At 66.1% G+C, this 22596-nt stretch carries 23 protein-coding genes; 7 read left to right on the top strand and 16 right to left on the bottom strand.

Translation table 11 applies throughout. From position 1 onward, the window contains the following. Positions 1-129: 129 nt before the first annotated feature. The 10 genes from CQW49_RS05210 to CQW49_RS05165 form a co-directional block, all read right to left on the bottom strand. On the bottom strand, positions 130-852 hold the full coding sequence (locus CQW49_RS05210) for an HK97 family phage prohead protease (RefSeq protein WP_003608890.1): 723 nt from the start codon (positions 850-852) through the stop codon (positions 130-132). Then, a complete protein-coding gene (locus tag CQW49_RS05205) occupies positions 849-1529 on the bottom strand; it encodes a hypothetical protein (protein WP_003608892.1) in 681 nt (226 codons plus the stop codon). Before CQW49_RS05205 ends, CQW49_RS05210 begins: the two co-directional genes overlap by 4 nt. Then, positions 1529-2746 carry a hypothetical protein gene (locus CQW49_RS05200; RefSeq protein WP_003608894.1) on the bottom strand — a complete coding sequence of 406 codons (1218 nt, stop codon included), beginning with the start codon at positions 2744-2746 and terminating at the stop codon, positions 1529-1531. The genes CQW49_RS05205 and CQW49_RS05200 overlap by 1 nt, the downstream gene beginning before the upstream one ends. Next, complete coding sequence (locus CQW49_RS25035; protein WP_003608897.1) at positions 2685-3020, bottom strand: hypothetical protein; 336 nt, start codon at positions 3018-3020, stop codon at positions 2685-2687. The genes CQW49_RS05200 and CQW49_RS25035 overlap by 62 nt, the downstream gene beginning before the upstream one ends. A gap of 468 nt (positions 3021-3488) precedes the next feature. Then, entirely contained in the window at positions 3489-4385 is an 897-nt protein-coding gene (locus CQW49_RS05190) for a helix-turn-helix domain-containing protein (RefSeq protein WP_003608898.1), read from the bottom strand. A 10-nt stretch (positions 4386-4395) separates the two neighbouring features. Continuing rightward, on the bottom strand, positions 4396-4788 hold the full coding sequence (locus CQW49_RS05185; RefSeq protein WP_003608900.1) for a single-stranded DNA-binding protein: 393 nt from the start codon (positions 4786-4788) through the stop codon (positions 4396-4398). Position 4789: 1 nt separating this feature from the next. Then, positions 4790-5161, bottom strand: a complete 372-nt coding sequence (locus CQW49_RS05180) for a hypothetical protein (protein ID WP_099831746.1) — start codon at positions 5159-5161, stop codon at positions 4790-4792. Positions 5162-5323: 162 nt separating this feature from the next. Beyond that, a complete protein-coding gene (locus CQW49_RS05175) occupies positions 5324-5584 on the bottom strand; it encodes a hypothetical protein (protein ID WP_003608905.1) in 261 nt (86 codons plus the stop codon). Positions 5585-5686: 102 nt separating this feature from the next. Further along, positions 5687-6829, bottom strand: coding sequence for a hypothetical protein (locus CQW49_RS05170; protein WP_003608906.1), 1143 nt, complete (start codon positions 6827-6829; stop codon positions 5687-5689). A 36-nt stretch (positions 6830-6865) separates the two neighbouring features. Beyond that, positions 6866-8170 carry a site-specific integrase gene (locus CQW49_RS05165; protein WP_003608907.1) on the bottom strand — a complete coding sequence of 435 codons (1305 nt, stop codon included), beginning with the start codon at positions 8168-8170 and terminating at the stop codon, positions 6866-6868. 313 nt (positions 8171-8483) lie between these two features. On the opposite strand from CQW49_RS05165, the gene CQW49_RS05160 reads away from it, so the two are divergent. The 3 genes from CQW49_RS05160 to CQW49_RS05150 all read left to right on the top strand — a co-directional run bounded on the left by CQW49_RS05160 (position 8484) and on the right by CQW49_RS05150 (position 9305). Then, entirely contained in the window at positions 8484-8789 is a 306-nt protein-coding gene (locus CQW49_RS05160) for a hypothetical protein (protein ID WP_003608909.1), read from the top strand. After that, the gene (locus tag CQW49_RS05155) at positions 8726-8947 is read left to right on the top strand and encodes a type II toxin-antitoxin system HicA family toxin (protein ID WP_244441337.1); all 222 of its coding nucleotides are present in this window, start codon (positions 8726-8728) and stop codon (positions 8945-8947) included. The genes CQW49_RS05160 and CQW49_RS05155 overlap by 64 nt, the downstream gene beginning before the upstream one ends. Positions 8948-9113: 166 nt before the next feature. Beyond that, entirely contained in the window at positions 9114-9305 is a 192-nt protein-coding gene (locus CQW49_RS05150; RefSeq protein ID WP_003608911.1) for a hypothetical protein, read from the top strand. Between the two features lie 15 nt (positions 9306-9320). Here CQW49_RS05150 and CQW49_RS05145 read toward each other — a convergent pair whose 3' ends face one another. Continuing rightward, positions 9321-12944: a vitamin B12-dependent ribonucleotide reductase gene (locus CQW49_RS05145; RefSeq protein ID WP_003608913.1), complete on the bottom strand. Its 3624-nt coding sequence runs from the start codon at positions 12942-12944 to the stop codon at positions 9321-9323. A gap of 735 nt (positions 12945-13679) precedes the next feature. Between CQW49_RS05145 and CQW49_RS05140 the strand changes: the two genes are divergently transcribed. The 4 genes from CQW49_RS05140 (at position 13680) to CQW49_RS05125 (ending at position 17610) form a co-directional block, all read left to right on the top strand. Then, positions 13680-14369, top strand: coding sequence for a hypothetical protein (locus CQW49_RS05140; protein WP_003608916.1), 690 nt, complete (start codon positions 13680-13682; stop codon positions 14367-14369). Between the two features lie 193 nt (positions 14370-14562). Then, positions 14563-16815 (top strand): primosomal protein N', encoded by a 2253-nt coding sequence (locus CQW49_RS05135; protein WP_024749977.1) that lies wholly within the window; start codon positions 14563-14565, stop codon positions 16813-16815. Between the two features lie 166 nt (positions 16816-16981). After that, entirely contained in the window at positions 16982-17218 is a 237-nt protein-coding gene (locus tag CQW49_RS05130) for a ribbon-helix-helix protein, CopG family (RefSeq protein WP_003608919.1), read from the top strand. Continuing rightward, positions 17215-17610: a PIN domain-containing protein gene (locus CQW49_RS05125; RefSeq protein ID WP_003608921.1), complete on the top strand. Its 396-nt coding sequence runs from the start codon at positions 17215-17217 to the stop codon at positions 17608-17610. The genes CQW49_RS05130 and CQW49_RS05125 overlap by 4 nt, the downstream gene beginning before the upstream one ends. 43 nt (positions 17611-17653) lie before the next feature. Here the strand turns inward: CQW49_RS05125 and CQW49_RS25430 are convergent, their stop codons facing one another. The 5 genes from CQW49_RS25430 to CQW49_RS05105 all read right to left on the bottom strand — a co-directional run bounded on the left by CQW49_RS25430 (position 17654) and on the right by CQW49_RS05105 (position 22566). After that, positions 17654-18787: a TonB-dependent siderophore receptor gene (locus CQW49_RS25430; RefSeq protein ID WP_003608922.1), complete on the bottom strand. Its 1134-nt coding sequence runs from the start codon at positions 18785-18787 to the stop codon at positions 17654-17656. Continuing rightward, positions 18784-20238, bottom strand: a complete 1455-nt coding sequence (locus CQW49_RS25425; protein ID WP_003608924.1) for a TonB-dependent siderophore receptor — start codon at positions 20236-20238, stop codon at positions 18784-18786. The genes CQW49_RS25430 and CQW49_RS25425 overlap by 4 nt, the downstream gene beginning before the upstream one ends. 319 nt (positions 20239-20557) lie before the next feature. After that, positions 20558-21520 (bottom strand): FecR family protein, encoded by a 963-nt coding sequence (locus CQW49_RS05115; protein ID WP_003608925.1) that lies wholly within the window; start codon positions 21518-21520, stop codon positions 20558-20560. 97 nt (positions 21521-21617) lie between these two features. Then, on the bottom strand, positions 21618-22118 hold the full coding sequence (locus tag CQW49_RS05110) for an RNA polymerase sigma factor (RefSeq protein ID WP_003608927.1): 501 nt from the start codon (positions 22116-22118) through the stop codon (positions 21618-21620). Positions 22119-22200: 82 nt separating this feature from the next. Continuing rightward, positions 22201-22566, bottom strand: a complete 366-nt coding sequence (locus tag CQW49_RS05105) for a hypothetical protein (RefSeq protein ID WP_099831745.1) — start codon at positions 22564-22566, stop codon at positions 22201-22203. Positions 22567-22596 lie beyond the last annotated feature (30 nt).

Below are 22596 nucleotides of genomic sequence, written 5' to 3'. Positions count from 1 at the left end.
AACTTCAGCCCTGAACTTCAGCCTCCCGCTGAAATTTCAGCCTATCCAATCTCGCGCCTTGCTGGCCCCACCACGCGCCCCGCTTGCCCGTATTGGTTTCGGGTCCCGGGAGGACCCGCCGCGGGGCCGTCAGCATGTCCCGAAGTCGTGACCGCTCACGTCTCCTGGATTGGCGAGTCGTTCATGAGGCGGCATGGCGCGGCGAAGATTGTCCATCATTTGTCGCCGGATGGCGCGAACATTGATCCGCCTCCATTCCATCGAGTCGTGCGTCAGCACCATCGCGCGGCAGGGCACCAGCGACGTTTCGCTCGCGCCCGACGAGCGGACGCCGCGAACTTGCGCTCCAGGATCGGCCGGCACGGCCACGGCTGAAAGTTCGAAGGGCTCCCAATCGACGACGCTGTAAATTGGCATAGCGCCATCGCGCTCGACGATCTCGACGCGATGAATGGCGTAGCCGACACTAATGTTGCGGATGACGCCTTCCTTGATCTTCAGCACTGTGTCCGCGTCGCTGGGCGCCGGGGAAAGAGCGATCTTCGCGAGCCCGCGCCCGTCCGCTATGCGCGCCGATCCGGGAATTACACTCCCAATGATTGAGGAGACGCTTCCGTCGCGATGCGTATCGAGAAAAGACGCGCCAGCATTGAGACGCGCGAGGCGCACGGCGTTCGCCGATACGATCAGTTCCTCGTCGTAATAGCCATCCCGGCCCCGCTTCGTGACAGTCGCGCCTGTCGTCCAAATAACCTCGATTGTGTTGGTCGATTTGTCGAAGCTCTGCGCGCGCAAGCTCGCATCGCAGAACTGCATGGGCATGGGGAGGTCGCGTTTCTGGTTTGCCGTCATAGCAGGGTCTCCAACCTACCAAGGGGGAAATTTCTCACAACGTCCTCGCGGGCCATGAAAAGAGCGCGTCCATCGATGAGCGCGGCAACATCGTCACCGAAGAGCACCTTCCGTCGCCGGAGCATGACCGACAACGCGCGTGCCGACGCGCGAAACGTCGGATGTCGAAAAAGTAGGAAGGCGAGGAACGCCGCGTCTGACCACAGCGTCACAAGGTCGTCGTCGGCTGCGCCGGCGAAGGCGGCGACCAAGAGGGCCGCTTCCTGGCAGCGGTCACAAGAGCCGCGGTCGTCGTCCCGGACTTGCGCAAGCTTCTGTCGCATGGTTCCTTCGCTCATGAGGAACATGCGTCGGCCTTCGATCCCTTCGCAGGTCGAGCCCGAAATCAGCTCGACCAATCGGCCGAGCCGCGGTGTCTTGGCGCCGTCGGCGCGGATTGAGACGCAGAGCGGATAGTCGCCTATGCGCAGCGCTCGCACGGTGCGGCCGAATGCGACCGCGGCGATTGCATGCCCGGCCTCATGCGCGGCGGCGTTCTGCTGATCGCCGCCCATTTCGGGATATGTCGGCGGCGCTCGATGGTTCGATGCAGGCTCGCCCATGTGGTGCGGCGCGTGCTGACGCGGAGTCACGGGCAACCACCGGCGGCCGATGCAGGCGCAGGGCGAGGAGGCCATCACACGCCTCCGTTCAGACGGGCCCGCTCGGCGTCGTAGAGCGATTTGAGATTTACGCCGAGGTCGACAGTCTTCGGCGTCGGGAGCGTGGCGAGATAGCGCGGGTCGCCGCTCGGGCGCATCGCCGCGCGCGTCAGCGCTTCGCTCGCTTCGGGCGTGCCTGCGCGCAATGCGACCCCCAGCTCGAAAGCCTTCTCCGCGACAGGCTTCGGAACCTTCGCGAGCCAGGCTGTGGCGACCCTCTCTTGTGCAAAATCGTCGCGCCAAGCCACGTTGCTCGTGAAGACGACATCGACCTCGGGGAATGGCGCAGGCTCGATGGTTGCCTTCGGCGGCGCAGGCGGGTCGCGCAGATCGGCGGCGAGCTTGCGCAGTGGCGCCACGATGTTCGCGTGGAATGCGCCGCTCGCCACCAGCGCATTCCCGCCTTCGTCATTGATCGGCAGCTCCGAGCACAGCGCGCCCGCTTTCGTCCGCATCATCAACGTCGCCCGAATCGTGACCGCGCCGGAAATCTCGTCGAGCACGGCCTCGAATGCCTCGGGTATCGCCGCGTAGAGCGTCTCGATCAGCGCCGCGGCGGCGGCTGTCGTCGGCGTGATGTCGCGAAATCCGATAAGGGGGATGTAGCGGCGCGGCGTCAGTGAGTCCGGCGGAATGGCCTCGATGATCTCGGAGAATTCGCCAGCAAGAGCGGTGACGCTCTTTTCGAGACGAAGCGCCGCAAATTCGATCGCCCTTCCCGCCGCGTCCATCTCATCCGCGCGCTTCTCGCGACATTCGGCCGCTCGGGCTTCATCGAGGCGGCGGCGCATTTCCCGCTCGCGAGCGTCCAACGCGGCGAGGGCGTCGCAGATGGCGGCTTCGTTGCGCTCGGCCCTGAGAACTCGGTTGTCGGCAAGAGCGTGGTCTTCACCGTTGTCGCTTCCAATCAACAGCTCACGTAGCGTGTTCCGAGCGGCCTTAGCCTCATCGACCGCGGCTGCACTCCGAGTTCGCAAGCCAACCTGACGCTGAACGATCTGCGCCAGCTCCCCCTCGAGCGCCTCGACGGTGGATTTCTTCGGAAAGAATTTTTCGAGCATCTTCGTCTTGCGCTTTCCAAGAGGGCGAGTGCGAGCCGCCGCCGGCGGCTCGCGACGCGATACAGACTCATCACTTTCTGGACTTTGCGCGAGCAGGCGGCTGTTCGGCAAGCGAACGAACAGACCGAACATTTTCGACTTCGGCCTCCAACCAGGCGGATCGCACGAAAGCGCGTTGGCCAAAGCGAACAAGCTCTCCGCCTCGCGTCGCACGTTGCCGCACGGTGTCATAGGGCTGACCGAGGACTTGCGCCGCATCCTTCAGAGGTATGAGGCTCGACTGCGCAGCGCCGCCGTTGGCGCTCGGTTCTCCCGTGACCTCGGCGAGATGAGCGACGAGCCCCCTGATTTCGGCCTGATGGCGATCAAGCGCGGCATAGATCGCGCAGACCGCCGCCCCGATCATATCATGGCGCCTCATCCGGCTTTTCCCTTTCATCACCAATCACTTGTCAACCGCGGTCAACCGAGTAAACCCAGTCAACCGTATTTCCCGACACCCCTACTGGCGAAAAATCGCGCCCCGTTTGCCCGTATTGCGTTCCGGCGCCGGGAGGACCCGAGGGCGAGGCCGGCGGGTCGGCGGTCGCAATTCAGCGGGCGTCATCGGCTCGCCCCCCTCATCGCCGGCCGGCGGAGTGACGCCCGGCGGCCATTTGCTTCGGCGGCGGAAACCGATGCTGCCGTCGAGAGCGGAGAAATATTCGACGAGCGGCGTCGCGCCGCGCTCGGCGACGTAGGCGAGCCATGCGGCATGTTCCGGCGATCCGCGCGCGATCCACGCCGATGGCTTCGCCGCCTGCGCGACCGGCTGCGCGCGCCGCCTGCGCGACCGGCTGCGCGCGCCGCTTCGGACGGGCTTCCCTGCGCCAGCTCATCGTGCGCCTCCTTCGTGGGGCGCTTCGCCGCCCACGTCGGGAGGCCACTGCGACGGCCGATAGCAACCTATGCCATGAGCTGTGTTGACCGTTTCGAGATGCTCGCCCGCCTTCGCTCGCCATGCCTGCCACTCCGGCGAGCTGAGGGCGATGAAGACGCCCCGATCGGTCACGATTGGCGCATCTCGACGCGGCGTCGGCGGGGGCGAGGGCGCGATGTTCTGGAAGCAGCGGCCACGCAACCAGCGCGAGGCGCGGCCGAGCTTCTCCCTCGCCAAGCCCTTCTTCGCCGCAGCGCGCGCGGCGTCGATAGCTTGGCGCTTGTCCGCTGCGGATGGAAGAAGATCGAATGCCTTCCTCCCGGCCGATCTCGACTCGTTGGCCTCCCATGGCCAGACGGCTTCGAATGCGTCGAAAGCAGGCTCCGAGGGCGCAGGATCGCTGCCCGATTTTGCGGGGGCGTTTGGGGGAAGGTTCCTATCTAAAGGTTCCCCTGACAGACGTGTCAGGGTTTTGCGGACAGACGTGTCAGGGTTTTTAATAGGACACGTCTGTCCGAGTTTTTTGCGCCGCGAGCCGCGTTCGGGCGAGCTTGGAACGGGGGCGGCGCCCTGGCCCTTCAAGACGATGCTATAGACGTTCGGACGCGCACGTCCGCCGCCGATAGACACATTTACGTGTCCACGATCATGTAGCATTTTCAATACTCTGCGAATGTTTCTGTCTGATTGTCCGGTTATTTTCGCAAGTCGTTCCACGCTCGGCCACGCGGTCTCGCTTTGTGAATTGAGGTGTTTCGCGAGCACGATCGCAATGCGGCATGCGCTGTCGAGAAGCCAGACGTCCTCCGCAATCTGTTCCAGCCATTTCGCCTTGGTGACGTGGAACGACATCAGCGCACGCTCAGAACGGCATATCGTCGTTGAGGTCGTTATGCGTTCCTCGATCTTCTCCGGACTTCCGCTCGGCCGCCCGTGGCGTCGCCTTCGACTTCCGTTGCGCGGCTTTCAGGCTCGCGACCGTCGTCGCGACAATGGAGAGATTGACGCGCGCCTTGCCGTCGGCCGGCGCCCAAATCTCGGCTTTCATCGGGCCGCCAATCGCGACGGCGTCGCCTTCGACGAGCGCCAGCAGCTCGGCCGCGGCCCCGTCGTCGAAGGCGACTACGCTCCACCACATGACGCTGCCGCCGCCGACCGCACGCAACGACGCGGTGACGAACGGCTTGCCCGTCCGCGCCGTGCGGCGCTCTGGCCGCCGCCCGATCGTTCCGGAAATGAGAGCAAGCGCGGACATCTCAGGTCATCTCGAATTTCGGCGGGAGCGCCGCGCTGATCTCGCCGAGGAACGCGTTCCGCGCCTGCGCGCCCGATGCTGCCCACACCGCGCGCAGCGCAACCAGCTCGCCCGAGAGCTTCTCCCCGTCGGCCTGCTTTTTCTGCGCCGCTGCGGCCTTGCCTTGCGCGATCCGCGCTTGCACGTCCGGCCGGGCCATCGCCTCGCGCGTGCGGTCGCTAATGCGTTGCCGAATTTCGGGCGCCGCCAACGCCTCCCGCGTCCGGCGCGAGATCAGCGACTTGCGCTCCGGCGAGCTGTTCTCGCGAAGCTTGTCTTGCACGTCCGGCCGCGCCATCGCCTGGCGCGTTGCGTCGGAAATCTTCTTGCGCATTTCCTGCGTCGAATTTATCGACCGCGCTCGCGCGCGAACCGCCTCGCGCAGCTCGGGATTTTTTCATAGCGCGTGCGCAATGACGCGGAACGCTTCGCATTGGCCGCGGCGAGGCGCGCTGCTTTTTCGTCGGCGTGAGGTTGCGGGAGATCGTGCATCGGCTCACTCCGCCGCCGAGCGCGCGGGACGGCCCGTCTTCGGGTAGGGGAATTCCGAGGTCGAGCGATGCGCCGGGCCGATCTTCGATCGCGCCCAATCGTCGAGCGCCGCAGGCTCATAGAGGCAGGCCACGCCCGCCTTGTGGAAGGCGGGACCGCCGCCGACTGTCGCGAGCTTCGCGAGGCTCTTTTCGGAGCCGAAGCCGTAACGGGTCTTGAGGTATTCGCCGGCCTGCTTGCGGCGGAGATATTGCGTAGGATGCATGTGTCATTCCTCGAAAACGCGGGAATGACGCTATCAATCGCATGGACTTTCGCTTTTACGCTTCGCAATGTTCACAATGCAAATTTTGCGAATTTTGCGACGCTATTTATGCCGCGGAAAGGCTTTACTCAGCGCCGCATACATCGAGCTGTCTTGAAATTCTCCGAGTTCGGGGATTTCATGGCTTACGAGCGCCATCAGCTCTTTGGCCTTCATCGGGGGACGGGTCCGATAGCGTTGTCGAAGCCATTCTGCAATAGTTGCGATTTTTCCATTGTGTTCCGACGTAATCTCGACGGCGGGCGCTCGATCTTCGCGCAGCTCAGATGATCGATTACCAGTTGCGCCATTCGCGCGAGGTGTAGGACCATCTCTATCTCGCGGCGCTCTCAGCACGATCGAAGCCCATTCCACCGCGCCCGATTCCGCGTTCACGAGATCGCCGTTGTGGAGGTCGAGCTTCACGTCGGCGCGCGTCCAGAGCTGCGGATCGATCGGCAAGCGCTCGCGTGTGTCGCCACGCCAAAAGCCGTCAGAAAGTATTATGCCCCGAGCCAATCGATTGACGAACAGACTCGCATTCGACACCACTGCGGAAATACGCTTGTAGACGCAGCCTTTTCTCGAGTCGAAATTATGCGCGAGGTCGCGCGCCCGTCCAATGCAGCGCTCGGCGATATGCCAATTCTCGAATGAAATCGTGCGGTCCGCATCGAACAGCTTCAAAATATCGAAATCGCCGAACGCGCCATCGTCAGAGAACAGGCTATATTGCCGCAGATGAAACAGCGCGATTGGTTCATGAAGAACGAACCGATAGAACGCCTCTTTGAGCGACTTATCGGCCGCGATGCTTCCAATGTCCGGAGCCTCGAGGAGCGGAACGACTCTCACGTCGCGCCAGCGCTCTCCCGTCGCGCGCTCGACGATCGTCGAGCTTTCGACATCGAGGATCTGGAATCTCCTCGATTTGTCGAAAAATTCATAGCGTGCGAAATATAACCATTCGCCGTATTCTACGAATTGAACGACAGAGGGCTCCGCGCCGCGACGTCCCCAGAATTGGCAGTCCTGATAGGCCAGCATCGCTTCATCAGGACAGCCGGTCTTTTCGATCCATTCGGCTAGGAAGTAGCTCACCGGACCATTGATGGCGAGATAGTCTTCGAATTCCTCGCGCGTCGGATAGGAGTCGCTATTTAGGCCGAGCATGACATACTTCGCCCATGCGTCCCTCGGGTCCATTGTTCTTCTCACACTGATTGTGGTCGCGAAATCTCGTCACGCGGTCTTGCCGCGCGATCGGCGTTTCTTCAATGGCTCGACGACAGCGCCGCCCGCCTTCTTCCCGTCCAGCGCCGCGGCGATCGTCGCGCCGATCGTGTCGGCGGCGCGGCGCAGCGGGTCCGCGTCCAGATGCGCATAGCGCTCTGTGGTCGCCGCCTGCATATGCCCGAGCAGCTTGCCGATGATCGGCAGGCCGAGCGACGCGCCGGCGCCGACGCTGGCGAAGCTGTGGCGCAGATCGTGGAGCCGCACGCCCTCGAGGCCCGCGGCCTGCCGAACCGCCGCCCATGGGCGTTGCAAATCGGCGCGCGGCGCGCCGTCCTTCGCGCCGGCGATGATATGTGGATTGCCTTCTATGCGCGGCAGGTCCGCCAGCACGGCGAGGGCGGCGGCGCCGAGATAGATCGGCTTGCGGCCGGTCTTGCTGTCCGCCAGGAACAACATGCCACGCTGGAAATCGACCTGCGACCATTGCGCGTCCATGATCTCGCGAAGCCGCGCGCCGGTGAGAATGAGCAGCCGAATCGCCGCGACCGCGAAAGGGTCGAGCTTGACGAGCCGGTTCTCCGGCTTCGGCGCGTGCTTCGCCTTCGCCTTGGTCGCATCGACCGCATAGGGCAGGCCGGCCGTCTCGCCCTCGGCGAGCGCCGCGCCGAGCCGGCCGAGCTCGTCGCCCGTGAGGAAGCGCTCGCGCTTGCTCTCACGATAGCGATCGATCTCGCGCGCCGGATTGTCGCCCTTGGGAACGAAGCTGCGCGTCATGCCCCAGGCGAACAGCTTCGCCCAGGTCGAGAGCGCGCGATTGGCGACGTAGGGGCTCGTCGCCAGCTTCGCATGCAGCGTCGCGATTTGCGCGCGCGTGACGGACTCGGCCTTCGCCGAGCCGTGCGCATCCTTCAGCCGCGCGAGCGCCGCCTTGTAGGAGGCTCGCGTCGAAGGCTTGAGCTTGCCGTCGACATGCTCGACCTCGAAGGCGTCGCAGAGCGCCGCGACCGTCTGCGCCTTGCGCCGGTCGGCGATCTCCTGCGCCGGATCGGCGCCGAGCCGCGCCCGCGCCAGCAGCTCGCCGGCGGACTTCCGCGCCTGCTCTGGCGTGAGCGTTCCCACCTTGCCGATGGTGACGCGCCGCTTGGCGACGCCGCGCCCGCCGCCGTTCGGGCGATATTCGACGACGAAGGATTTCACTCCGGACGGCATGACGCGCAGGCCGAAGCCGGGAAGGTCGGCGTCATAGGCGACGAACGGCTTGGCGATCGGCGCCAGCGTGTCGACGGCGCGCTTTGTGAGCTTGACGATCATCCCCAAACCCCCGACATTCTTTCCCGTGTCGCCACATCAGCGCCCCCAGAAAGTCGCCACCGTGTCGCCACCGTGCGGGGTATGCCGGGAAAAGGTCGGAAATCATGATCGAACGAAAAGCACGATTTCGCAATGGGTTCGGTAAACGTCGTCCACAAGCGGAAAACGTGGGAAATGTCCCAAAATGGGACTTTTAATCAGAGGGTCATGGGTTCGAGTCCCATCGCGCTCACCAAGCAAAGACATAGGTGTGCAAGATAGCGGCGGCGCCGATTCTCCGCCACGAGAGTCGACGGCCAGCGGAGAAGCTCGAATGCGCGATCTCCTTTGTTTCGCTCGCGGCCATGCCGGCGAATGGGAGGGGATTTGCCTCGATTTCGACCTTGCCGTGCAGGGGCGGTCGTTCGACGATATTCGCCGAGCCTTGGAGGACGCCGTCGCCGATTATGTCGCCGCCGCGCGAGACGAGGACGACGCCACGCGCGACAGGCTGCTGAGCCGGCGAGCCCCGGCGTGGGTCGCCTTTGCTTGGACGGCGCGTGTCCTCTGGTCCGCATGGCGACGCGATGCGAGCGACGGCGACACGTCCGCGACCTTCCCCGTGGCCTGCCCAGCGTGACTTTCGACGCCTTCGTTCGGATTCTCGAATCGAACGGCTTCAGATTGCATCGGCAAGGGAAAGGATCGCATGCGATCTATCGCGGCGAAGCGAATGGCGAGGTTCGGCTCGTCACTGTCGCCGCGCATCGCATGAGCGACGACATAAAGCCCGGGTAGGGGGCGATCCATCGAAACTGGCGCCTCGAGAGCGAGCCTGAAGGCTCGCGGTCCGAGCGCGGCCCTGGACCGCGAGCCTTCAGGCTCGCTCTTTCAGCCCCGTCAAAATCGGCCGAGAAGGCTCATCATTCGAACCCGATTGGACGCCCGCCATCTAAGGCTCGCCATGTTCGATCTCGAATTCGCCATTCGCGCCTTGGCTCTCGCCGCTCTGGCGCTGTTCCTGACGCCGGTCGGCGCGCTCGGCTTCTCGGCGAAAGCGCGCCGCTTCTGCCGCCGCGCCGCCATTGCGCTTCTGGCCGCCGCGATGATCGTCGCCATCGGCGCGACGATCGACGGGGTCATGAGGGGTGGGTAGCGGGCGGCGAAACGCTTAACTACACCCCGTCGTCGCCCCGCACGTCTCGCACTTCAAACAAGTCCCATTGCGCACCAAGGTAAAATTCGCGCATTCGGGACAGGCCTCGCCCACATATCCCTTCATCCGCGCTTCGGCGCGCTTCTCGGCGGCGCTGTCCACTTGCTTGGTCGGCGCCGTCCAGCCGAGCTGCGACAAAGGCTCCGGCTCCTCCACGCTCTCGCGCAGCGCCGTCGCGCCGCCATGCACCAGCATCAGCCGGTCGGTCTTGGAGCGCAGCAGCCCTTTCGACACCACCGACGAGGCGCTCTCCGGCGCCTTGCCCTCATGCTCGCCCTTGCCGAGCGCGTCATGGCCCATGTCCTCGGGCGTCACATGGGCGAGATCGGTGCGGCCGAGATAGGAGATCGCCAGCTCGCGGAACACATAATCGAGGATCGACGTCGCATTCTTGATCGCGTCATTGCCCTGCACCGGGCCCGCGGGCTCGAAGCGTGTGAAGGTGAAGGCGTCGACATATTCCTCGAGCGGCACGCCATATTGCAGGCCGAGCGAGATGGCGATGGCGAAATTATTCATCAGGCTGCGGAAGGCGGCGCCCTCCTTGTGCATGTCGATGAAGATCTCGCCCAAGCGTCCGTCGGCATATTCGCCCGTGTGCAGATAGACCTTGTGCCCGCCGACCGTCGCTTTCTGAATATAGCTCTTGCGGCGGTTGGGCAGCTTCTCGCGCTCGCGCACCACTTGATGCACCACGCGCTCGACGATGCGCTCGGCGACCGCGGCGGCGCGCGCGGGCGCGTTCGCCGCGACGATCTCATCGGCGATCTCCTCGGCCTCGTCCTCCGCATCGGCGACGAGATGAGTGGAGAGCGGCTGCGACAGCTTCGAGCCGTCGCGATAGAGCGCATTGGCTTTCAGCGCCAGCTTCCAGGAGAGGAGATAGGAGGCTTCGCAATCCTCGATGGTCGCATCATTGGGCATGTTGATGGTCTTGGAGATCGCGCCCGAGATGAAGGGCTGCGCCGCCGCCATCATGCGAATGTGGCTCTCGACCGAGAGATAGCGCTTGCCGAGGCGCCCGCAGGGATTGGCGCAATCGAACACCGGATAATGCTCGGGAAGAAGATGCGGCGCGCCTTCGAGCGTCATGGCGCCGCAGATGTGGATATTGGCCGCCTCGATCTCCTGGCGCGAGAAGCCGAGATGCGTCAAGAGATCGAAGCTCGCGTCGTCGAGCGCGCTCTGCGGAACCTTCAGCGCGGAGACGAGGAAGTCGGCGCCGAGCGTCCATTTGTTGAAGACGAATTTGATGTCGAAGGCGGAGGCCAGCGCCTTCTCCACCACCTCGATCTTCTCCTCGGTGAAGCCGCGCGCGCGCAGGCTCGTCGTATTGACCGCCGGCGCATTGGAGAGCGAGGCGTGGCCGACCGCATAGGCCTCGATCTCGGCGATCTCGGCCTCGCGATAGCCGAGCGCGCGCAGCGCCTCGGGCACGGCGCGATTGACGATCTTCAGATAGCCGCCGCCGGCGAGCTTCTTGAATTTCACCAGCGCGAAATCCGGCTCGATGCCGGTGGTGTCGCAATCCATGACGAGGCCGATGGTGCCGGTCGGCGCGACCACCGACACTTGCGCATTGCGATAGCCATATTGCTCGCCGAGCGACAGCGCCTCGTCCCAGGCGCGCATGGCGCGGGCGATCAGCGTCTGATCGGGGCAGGCGGCGTGATCGAGCGGCACGGGCGTCATCGACAGGCCCTCATAGCCGGCGCGCTGGCCATGGGCGGCGCGGCGATGATTGCGGATGACGCGCAGCATCGCCTCGCGATTTTGCGGGAAGCAGTCGAAGGCGCCGCGCTCCTTGGCCATTTCCGCCGAGGCGCGATAGGCGACGCCGGTCATGATCGCCGACAGCGCGCCGCAGAGCGCGCGTCCGGCCTCGCTGTCATAGGCGATGCCGCAGGACATGAGCAGGCCGCCGACATTGGCGTAGCCCAATCCGAGCGTGCGATAATCATAAGAGAGCTGCGCGATCTCGCGCGACGGGAATTGCGCCATCAGCACCGAGACCTCGAGCACGACGGTCCACAGACGCGCCGCATGCTCATAAGAATCGACATCGAAGCGCTTGGTCTCGTCATTGCGGAACTGCAGCAGGTTCAGCGAGGCGAGATTGCAGGCGGTGTCGTCCAAAAACATATATTCCGAGCACGGGTTCGAGGCCCGGATCGGCCCGCCCGCCGGGCAGGTGTGCCAGTCGTTGATGGTGGTGTGGAACTGAATGCCGGGATCGGCCGAGGCCCAGGCGGCGTAGCCGATCCTCTCCCATAATTCGCGCGCCTTCAGCGTCTTCGACACTTTGCCGTCGAGACGGCGCGTCAAATTCCAATCGCCGTCGCTCTCCACCGCGCGCAAAAATTCGTCGGTCACGCGCACGGTGTTGTTGGAGTTCTGGCCGGAGACGGTGAGATAGGCCTCGCTGTCCCAATCCGTGTCATAGGTCTCGAAGGAGATGTCCTTATAGCCCTGACGCGCGAATTGAATGACGCGCTTGATGTAATTCTCCGGCACTTCGGCGCGGCGCGCGGCGCGGATCTCGCGCTTCAGCGCCGGATTCTTCTCCGGCTCGAAACAGTCGAAGCCCGGCCCCTCGCAATTGACGCAGGCGCGCATCACCGCCTTCAAATGCTTCTTCACGATCTTCGAGCCGGCGACGAGCGCGGCGACCTTCTCCTCCTCCTTCACCTTCCATTCGATGAAGGCCTCGACATCGGGATGATCGACGTCGACGACGACCATCTTCGCGGCGCGACGCGTGGTGCCGCCCGACTTGATGGCGCCGGCGGCGCGGTCCCCGATCTTCAGGAAGGACATGAGGCCGGAGGAGGAGCCGCCGCCCGAGAGCTTCTCCTTCTCGCCGCGCAGCCGCGAGAAATTGGAGCCGGTGCCGGAACCATATTTGAACAGGCGCGCCTCGCGCACCCACAGATCCATGATGCCGCCATCGTTGACGAGATCGTCCTCGACCGACTGGATGAAGCAGGCGTGCGGCTGCGGATGCTCATAGGCGGTCTTGGACTTGGTCAGCTCGCCGGTATTGTGATCGACATAGAAATGGCCCTGGCTCGGCCCGTCTATGCCATAGGCCCAGTGAAGGCCGGTGTTGAACCATTGCGGCGAATTGGGCGCGGCCATCTGGCGCGCCAGCATGAAGCGCAATTCGTCCTGGAAGGCGGAGGCGTCCTCCTCCGCATCGAAATAGCCGCCCTTCCAGCCCCAATAGGCCCAGGCGCCGGCGAGCCGGTCGAACACCTGCCGCGCCGAGATTTCGGAGCCGTTGCGCTCGTCCTGCGGCACAGCCGCGAGCGCCTCCGAATCGGGCGCCGAGCGCCACAGGAAGCTCGGGACCGCATGTTCCTCGATGCGCTTCAGCCGCGCCGGCACGCCGGCCTTGCGGAAATATTTCTGCGCCAGCACGTCGATCGCCACCTGGCTCCAATCGGCGGGGGCGTCGATGTCGTCGAGCTGGAACACGACGGAGCCGTCGGGATTGCGAATCTCGCTGCGCGCGGCGCGAAATTCAATATCCGCATAGGGAGACTGTCCGGCTCTCGTGTAGCGTCGCTCGATCTTCATCGTCTCGTCATCCTCGCAATAGGCGCGCGCGTTTCCGCGCTCGGCCGCAATGCCGGCCGCGCTGAATCTGGTTCTGTGGGGGACTCTACGTCTGGAGGAAACGCAGATACTGCCCGGCCGCAGGAGCGGCGGGCGCAGGGTCGGCGAGCAAGGAGGCGCGCGCCGCCCTTCCGGGCGCCCGTGCAAACCGCTTCGATCATCCGCCGCTGCGTCATCAGGACCACCGCACAGTGCGTCACTCCGCGAAGCGCGTCAAGACGCTATCAATATATAGTGTGCCTAATTAACAGCCGGACAACATGTTGAAAAAATCGTGGATTGCGGGGGAAAACCGGCTCTGGCTCTGCCGGATGGCTCGACGCGGCCGGGAGATTGGGCAAGGGGGGGCCGAATCGCGCGCTTGGACCGGTCGGCGCGCGGGACGCTCCTCGGCGGCTCGACGCGAGACAACTCCGTCATTGCGAGCGGAGCGAAGCAATCCAGAGCGGCGGGGCGACCCCTCTCGCCCCGATCCCGGGCTTCTCGAATGAGCGAGGCTCGGAGCCTCGCCGCCGGACCGCCCGTTTCGGCGCCGATTCTCCCTCGCCCGATCGCCCCGCCGGCCGCGGCGAAAGCCCTTTACTTCTTATTCACTATGTGCGCCCCCGCACAGACGTGCGCACGAAATCCGCGCAATCTGCCAGCGTTACAACCGATTCTCATCGCCGAGCCGATATTGAAAAAAGGATCATTCCAATGGCCGATTCTCTCAAAGATGCGTTCACCGCCGCCAAAAGCGCTTTTCTGCCGCTCACAATGCTCGCCGCGGTCGTCTCCGCCGGCGTGTTCGTCTGCAACAATCCGGATGTGGTGGGGACGCTGCTCGCGCGCGTGCAGACCGTCGAGCTCGGCGATCTGAAGATCGCGCTCGGCGAGCAGGCGTTCAAGATCAATTCCGCGCTGCAGGCCAAGCATCTCACCGCGGATGCGCAGGCCAAGCTGGCGAAGCTCGCCGCCGATCTCGGCCCGCGCGAGGTCGACCGCCTGCTGCATCTTCCCGAGGTCGAGCAGGCGAGCCAGGGCGATCGCTATCTCCATTGCGAGTTCGAGCGCTCCACGGCGCAGATGCGCTATTTTACGGCGGTCGATCACGGCCTCGCCGAGCGCGCGCTGGTCAAGATCGCGCCGCGCGCCGATCTCGCGACCAAGACGCCGCCGACGCCGAGCCTCGGCCGCGCGCTCACCTGCTATCAGATGGAGCTGACCGACGACGGCTATGACGTGAAATCGCTGATCGTCTCGGAGATGACGCGCTTCTTCCACGGCGGCTTCGAGGGCGAGTTCGAGAAGGGCGCGCCGCGCGAAGGCGCCAAATCCGCCGCCGCCGAAAGGCCGCGCGAAAAGGCCGCCCGCGCGGGCAAGGGCGAGCGCGTCGCGGCGCGGTGAGGTCGGCCTCGGGATGTCGGCGACAGGTCAACCGCGGTCGGGACGCTTCGGCCCCGAGACGAATTTTTATGCGCACCGGCCGAAACGGCGGCCGCAGCGTCCCGGCCTCCCTTTCGCCCCGCCGTCCTCGACGCGCGGGAGCGGCTTCGCGCGCTCTTTCCGCTGCGGGGATAAGCGCGCTAAGACGGCGGGCATGAGCGGCGCGGCGGACATGGACGAGCAGGAACTGGCCGAGGAACAGCGGATCGTCGAGGTGCTGCTGCCGGTCGCCGTCGACATCGCTTATTCCTATCGCGCGCCGGCGGCGCTGCGGCTCGCGCCGGGCGATTGCGTCGAGGTTCCGCTGTCGACGCGCAAGGCCTTCGGCGTCGTCTGGCGCTTCGCCGAGCCGGCGCGCGCCGGGCTGAAGACCGTGACGCAGCGGCTCGACCGGCCGCCGCTGCGCCAGGAGCTGCGCGATTTCGTCGATTGGGTGGCGCGCTGGACGCTGGCGCCGCGCGGCATGGCGCTGCGCCTCGCCACCCGCGCCGTGGAGGAGGCGGCGCCCGAAACGCCGCGCGTCGGCTATCGGCTCAAAGGCCCGCCGCCCGAGCGTATGACGCCGGCGCGGGCGCGGGTGATCGCCGCGGCCGAGGGCGGGCTCGTCTTCGCCAAGGGCGAGCTCGCCCGCGCCGCCGCCTGCTCCTCGGGCGTCGTCGACGCGCTGGTCGACGAGGGGACGCTGGAGGCCTCGGCGCTGCCGCCCGAGCCGGTCGCGGCGCCGCTCGATCCCGATTACGCGCCCTTCGCGCTGGAGAGCGCGCAGCGCGCTGCCGCCGATGCGCTGGCCGCGGCGGTGACGGCGGGCGGCTATCGGCCGTTCCTGCTCGAGGGCGTCACCGGCTCCGGCAAGACCGAGGTCTATTTCGAGGCCGTCGCCGCCGCCCTGCGCGCCGGCGGGCAGGCGCTGGTGCTGATGCCGGAGATTGCGCTCACCGCGCAATTCCTCGAGCGCTTCGCCGCGCGCTTCGGGGCCAAGCCCGCCGAATGGCATTCCGGAATCTCCGAGCGCAAGCGCGCGCGGCTCTGGCGCGGCGTCGCGCTCGGCGAGGCGCTCGTGGTCGCCGGCGCGCGCTCGGCGCTGTTCCTGCCCTTCGTCGATCTTCGGCTCATCGTCGTCGATGAGGAGCATGAGGCGGCCTATAAGCAGGAGGACGGTGTTTCCTATCACGCCCGCGACATGGCGGTGGTGCGGGCGCGGCTCGAGGGCGCGACCATCGCGCTCGCCTCGGCGACGCCCTCGATCGAGACGCGCGTCAACGCCGCGAGCGGGCGCTATGAGCATCTGCGCCTCGCCGCCCGCGCCGGCGCCCGGCCGATGCCGCGCATAGAGGCGATCGACATGCGCAACGAAGGGCCGGAGCGCGGCCGCTGGATCGCGCCGCGTCTGGCGGCGGAAGCGGCCGAGACCATCGCGCGCGGCGAGCAGGTTCTGTTCTTTCTCAATCGGCGCGGCTATGCGCCCTTGACCCTTTGCCGCAGCTGCGGCCATCGCTTCCGCTGTCCCAATTGCGACGCCTGGCTGGTCGAGCATCGCTTCCGCCGCGCGCTGGTCTGCCATCATTGCGGCCATGTCGAGCGCCGCCCGAGCAATTGCCCGGAATGCGAGGCGGAGGACTCGCTCGCCGCCTGCGGGCCGGGCGTCGAGCGCCTCGCCGAGGAGGCGGCGATTCTCTTCCCGGATGCGCGGGTGCTGGTCTTGTCCTCGGATTTCCCCGGCGGGCAGGAGCGGCTGCGGCGCGAGCTGGCCGAGATCGCCGCCGGCGCCTTCGATATCGTTATCGGCACGCAGCTCGTCGCCAAGGGCCATAATTTTCCGCTCCTCACCCTGGTCGGCGTCATCGACGCCGATTCCGGGCTCGGCAGCTCCGATCCGCGCGCCGCCGAGCGCACCTTTCAGCTGCTCGCGCAGGTGACCGGCCGCGCCGGCCGCGGCGACAGACCGGGCAGGGCGCTGATCCAGAGCTGGCAGGCCGATCATCCGGTCATTCGCGCGCTGCTTTCGGGAGAAGCCGAGCGATTCTATGAGGAGGAGACGGCGCTGCGCGAGCGCGCCGGCCTGCCGCCCTTCGGCCGGCTCGCGGCGCTGATCGTCTCGGCCAAGGACGCCGGCGCCGCCGAGACTCATGCGCGGGCGCTGGCCCGCGCCGCCCACTCCCTGCCGGCGAGCGAGCGCTATCGCGTTGCGCCGGCGGGCGGATTGCCGGAGGAGGGCGAGATCGTGGTGCTCGGCCCGGCCGAGGCCCCGATCGCGCTGATCCGCGGCCGCTATCGCTTCCGCCTGCTCATCAAGGCTCCGCGCAGCGCAGATCTGCAGGCGTTTCTCCGCGCGCTGCTCGTCGCCGCGCCCAAGGAGCGCGGCGGCGTGCGCGTCGCGGTGGATGTCGATCCGCAGAGTTTCTGGTGAGGGCGCGGAGCGCCCCGCCGCCGGCCGACGCCTCAGCCACGTAGGAGAAGCCGGGCCGGCGCGTGAGAGAGAGGTAGGAATAAAATCAGAATCTTGCGCCGTCGTCATTGAACCCAGCGAAGCCAGCATATATCATATTGCTTCACTGATGCCGGAGTGTCGCTTCATGCCGCGAACCATCGTCAGCCTGAGCGACTCCGAAAAGGAGTGGCTGACCCGACTCGCCGAGACAGAGCGCGTGCCCGTGACGGAAATCGTCCGCCGCGCCCTGGCGTTGTATCGCCGCCAGAGCGGCGAGCCTCCGAGCTTCGACGAGCTGCTCGACCGCAGCCACGGACTTTGGCGCGAGGGAGACGGTCTCGCCTATCAAAGGAGCATTCGGGACGAGTGGGAGACGTCGTGACGAGTCTACTTCTCGATTCGGTTATCGTCATCGATCATTTCAACTCCATCGCGGCGGCGACCCGATTTTTGCGCGACCACCGCGAGGAGATCGCTATTTCCGTCATCACGCGCGCCGAGGTGCTGACCGGCTGTGACGGCGAGCAGGAGGTATTGGTGAAGGCGGTGTTGGCGGAGCTCCGCCATTTTCCCGTCACCGCAGAGGACGCCGACCTCGCCGCGCGTCTGCGCCGCCAGAATCGCTGGAAGCTTCCCGACGCCTTGCAGGCCGCAATCGCCCTCAACCGACATCATCGGCTGGTGACGCGCAACAGCAAGGATTTCGATCCGTTGAAGCATCCCTTCGCGCTGATCCCCTACACGATCGGCGCTGACTCCGATCGAGAGAGATGAGCGAGCGGGGGACGATGGTGCGTCGTCCCCCCGGCGTCATTCGTCACCACTCGAATTTGAGCGTGCCGACGACCGTCAAGGGCTGCGCCGGATAGGCGCTCAACCGCGGCATGGGGACATTGAACAAAATATCCGCGCCGTAGAAATAGCGGGCATTGGTGATGTTGTTGAGATTGAGCTGCGCCGTCACGCGATGTCCTTCGAACATTGTCGCATAGCTGGCGAAAGCATCGAGCCGCGCCCATGCGGGAACGATGAAAGTGTTCTGAATGTCGCCCCATGCCTGGCTCGCCGCGGTGACGCCGCCGCCGACGCGCCAGCCGAGCCCGTTGTCGCCGAAATCATAGGTCGCGAAAACCTTGCCCGAATGACGCGGCACATTGTCGAGATGGGCGCCGAGAAGTCCGCCCTGCTCGCCATAGACTGTCGCATCGAGCAGGCCATACGGATTGAGGCGATTCATCGGATTGTCCGCGATCACCTTGGCGTCGATATGGGCGTAATTGGCCGAGAGCGTCAGCCGCTCGGTGACGCGGCCGAGAATGTCGAGCTCTATGCCGCGGCTGCGCTGGAGACCCGCGAGATTGGTGTCGGAGGGGTCGGGCGTGGCGTAGTTCAGCGTCGTCAGATTGGATTTCGTCAGCTGGAAGAAGGCGAGCGTGGCGGTAAGCTCGGGGAAGATCTGCGCCTTCACGCCGACCTCCCATTGCGTGCCGCGTTGCGGTGGGAGCGCCTGACCAGTGGAGGAATTATTGGCGCCGAAGGAGCGGGTGAACGAGCCGTAGACGCTCACTTCCGGCGTGAGGTCGTAGACGAGGCCGAAGCGCGGGCTCCAGCCGGTGTCGGTGCGCGACGGCGAGGCGAGGCGGCGCGCCGTCGTGAGCTCCTTGCTCGCGCTGGTGTCGCCGCCGAAGGTGAAGACGCCGGCCGAGGTGACGTCGGCGACGTCATAGCGAACGCCGAGCAGGACATGGGCGCGCTCATCGAGAAAGGTGACGTGATCCTGGACGTAGAGCCCTTTCTGCCGATTGAGCGTCGACGAATGGAATTTCGAGCCCATGCCGAGCAGCGCATTATAAAATGCCGAGGAGGGAACCGTTCCGTAGACGGGGGAATAGATGTCGATCGGATAGGAGCCGCCGTCCGAGGCCCAATAATAATCATTGAGCTTGTTCAAATATCGAGACCGAACAGAAATATGTGACGCGCGCCGAAGGTCTCGAACTTGCCTTGCACATCGAAGTTGGTCGAATAGGTCTCGACCGCCGTGTTCTGCGCCTGGGCGTAGCGATCGAGCTTGGTCAGATCGTCGCTCAGGCCGGAGTGGGCGACGAGGCTCTGCGAATACCACAGGCTCGAATAGAGAAAGCGGTTGGTGACTTTCCAATTTTCGTCGAGATTCTGCCGGAACACATAGCTGCCGACGAAGGAATCCGTGCGGTCGCGCGGGTCGTTCGGCTCCTGATAGGACCGCCACAGCGGAACATTCGCCGGAGCGGAGCCGACGACCGGAATGCCGGAGAGAACGCGCGGCTGATTGCCGTAATATTGCAGATCGACGGTCAGCTCGGTCCAGTCGCTCGGCTTGTAGGTCACGACAGGCGCGACCATCACGCGGCTCGCATGATCGAACTGACGGAAGACCCTGTTCTCCTGATAGGCGCCCGAGAGGCGCCAAGCGAGGCCCGGAACCTCTGCGACAGGCGCCGAGAAATCCCATTGCGTGCGATAATGATCGTAATTGCCGATTTGCTGCTCGACGACGAAGCGCGGCTCGGACAAGGGCGTCTTGGTGACGAGATTGATGAGGCCGCCGGGCTCTCCGCGCCCGAACAGCACCGAGGCCGGACCTTTGAGCACTTCGATGCGCTCGACATTCGCCATGTCGGAGCCGCTGAAATAAGCGGAGCCGGAGTTGAGCAGATTGCGATAGACGTCATAGCTGTCGAAGCCGCGGATCTTGAACAGATAGCCGCCGATCGCGTCATTGTTGGACCGCACGCCCGAGACATTCTCCAGCGCGCCCGACAGATTGGTCACCGCCTGATCGCGAATGAGCTGCTTTGGCACCACCTGCACCGAGGCCGGCGTCTGCTTCAGCGGAACATCGGTCTTCGTCGCCGTCGCCGAGTTGGTGACGACATATCCTTCGCTCGGCGTCCGCGGCTCGCTCGACCGCGCGCCGCGCGTCGCATTCGTCGCTCGAGCGCTTTCGGCCCCGATGTCGATCGTCGGCAGCGTCTCCGCGCCGGCGTCGCTGACGGTCACGCCGTTCTGCGCGACAACGATCGTCACCGCGCGTCCTTCCGGATCGACCCGATAGGCGAGGCTCGTCCCCGTCAGCAATTCGTCCAGCGCCTCTTCCAGCGTGCGCTTGCCATGCACGCCGCGCGTGACGACATGGCGGGCGATGGCGGCGTCGAAGACGAGATGGGCGCCGCTCTCGTCGGCGAGGCGGCTCAGCGCGTCGGCCATCGGGCCGGCGGCGATCTCGTAAGGCTGCGGGGCGAGGCGGGCGAGCGCGGGGCCGGCGTCGATGGCGAGCGCCGAGGGACCGAGAATGATGAGGCCGATCGCTGTCGCCGCGCCCGCTCTGTCTCGCTTCCTGTTCACCGTCTTCGTCCGCATCCCGGCCTCCTCATTCGATCGACGGAGCGCCTCGCCTCCGCCGCCTCCCAAGACGTGAGGATTCGAAAAACAGGAGTCGGGTCGAAAGAGATTTGTCTCACTGTGACTTTTATGTCACTCGGCGTATCTGTTCGGGCCCTCGTCCGACCCGGCCATAGCCCGTCGCTCGCGACGGGCGTGTCGAACGGACGCCATAAGGGACCACTTTCTCCCGTGAGCGGGAGAAGGATGCGCCAAGTCTTCATCGAGCGAGGGCCGTCATTGCGAGCGAAGCGAAGCAATCCAGGGCCGCGGGGCGACTCCCTGTGCTTTTTCGTCGCTACGAATGCAGCAGGATCAGATAATCGGAGAGCCGCGTCGATTTCAGCCCCAGCGATTTCTCGATGGCGCGCAGCGCCTCGAGCGGCTGATCGGTGCGGAACACGCCGGTGACGCGGCGGTCGCGCAGCGCGCTTCCGGCGACCAGCACATAGCCGCGATAATAGCGGGCGAGCGCCGCGATCACCTCGCCGAGCGGTTTGTCGTTGAAATAGAGGCGGCCGCGCCGCCAGGCGGTCACCCTGTCGGGATCGACCGCATAAGCATCGAGCGCCGGCAGGCCGGGGCCATAGGCGGTCTGGCGGCCGGCCTCGACGCGAATGGGCGCGCCGGCGCCGGTCACTTCGACGGCGTGCTCGGTCACCGTGACCTCGGTGCGCGACTCGTTCGTGGAAACGTCGAAGGCCGTGCCTCGCGCCAAAATTTCGCCGCCGGCGGCCTCGACCACGAAGGGGCGGCTCGGGTCGGGCTCCACCTCGAACAAAGCTTCGCCGGCGAGCAGCGCGACGCGCCGACGGTCGCCGCCATAATGAAGGGCGATGGCGGAGCCGGCCCCAAGATGCGCGCGCGAGCCGTCGGGAAGAGCGATGCTGCGCAATTCGCCGGTCCCGGTGCGCGCGTCGGCGCGGAGCCACAGCCACAGCGGATCGAAGCCGAGAAAGAGCGCGAGGCCGAGCGCGGCGAGCGCCGCCACAGGACGCAGCCGCCGCCGCCGCGGGGCGGGGGAGAGAGCCGCGACATAGGCGCTGGCGAGGGCCTTGGGCGCGCGCTCCCAATCGCCCCAGAGGTCGCAGGCTTCCTCGAACGCCGCCTCATTGCGCGGATCGGCGGCGAGCCAGGCGCGAAAGGCCTCGAGCTCGGAGCGTGGCAGCGCCCCGGCGTCGAGCCGCGCCCACCATGCGGCGGCGGCGTCGAAACGCTCGGCGTCCTGCTTCTCGGCGTCCTCCGGCTCGGCGGTCGTCATCTCGCGGCTTCGTCTCCCTGCGGCCAGGCGCGGCCGTCCAGCATGCGGCCGTCCAGCATAAGACGCGCGAGGCGGCGAAAACAGGAGGTCGGCGCGCTCATTTCAGCGCCCCGCGCAGCTGGCGGAACGCGGTGCGCAGATGCTTCTCCACCATATTGCGGGAGATGCCCAGCCGGCGGGCGATCTCCTCCTGGTGCAGATTCTCGAAGCGGCGCATCACGAATACCTGCCGGCAGCGCGGCGGCAGCGCGTCGAGCGCCGCCCGGAACCGCGCCAGCGTTTCCTCGGCGTCGAGCCGGGCCTCGGGCGAGAGCGAGGGAGCGAGGAGGGCGTCGACGTCGAGCCCGCCCACGATGGCCGCGCCTTCCGAGCGCAGCCTGCGGGCGTGGTCCTTGGCCAGATTGGCGGCGGTCGAGCGCAACAGCGAGCCGGCCTCGCGCACCTCCTCCCGCTCGGCGTAGCTCAAAACGCGGGCGATCGCCTCCTGCGCGAGATCGGGGGCGTCGCGCGCGCCGACGCGGCGGGTGAGAAAGCGCAGGAGGTCGCGCGAGTGGCGCGCGAGCGCCGCACGAAGCGAATCATCGTCTCGGTCGAACATGGGAGAGCTTCGCGATCGGACTGCCGCCTCGCGGGCGGCGACAACAGGGCGCGCGAAAGGGACGGCCCCGGGCGGCCGTCGATCAGCGGACGCCGGGCGGCGCCTGGGAGGACCAGCTGCTCGCCCAGCCGGGCGGCGCGCGGCTGAGGCGCGCCGGCGCTTGCGCCGCGGGCGCGACCTCGACCCGCCGAGCCGGCTCAGGGCGCGCTCGCGCCGGCGCGGGCAAGGCGACGCTCGCGGCGCAGAGCAGGCAGGGATCGGCGCAGGGCGTCGCCGGCGCGTCCGCATCTCCGTCGCCGCAGATCGCGGCCGCAGCGGACAGGCCAGAGCCGGCGTGCGCATGGGCGGGCGCGACCGCGAACGCCTGCAGAACGATGAGCAGGACGGCCGTCAGCGTCGCGACCGGGCGGCGCGAGCGGAGCCAGAAGCGCGAGGAGAGAGCCGCCATCGGCGCACAGCATAGCCGAAGTCGGCAGGG

The sequence above is a fragment of the Methylosinus trichosporium OB3b genome (genome assembly GCF_002752655.1).
GTDB lineage: Bacteria > Pseudomonadota > Alphaproteobacteria > Rhizobiales > Beijerinckiaceae > Methylosinus > Methylosinus trichosporium.
This window is presented reverse-complemented; position numbering and strand designations above follow the sequence as displayed.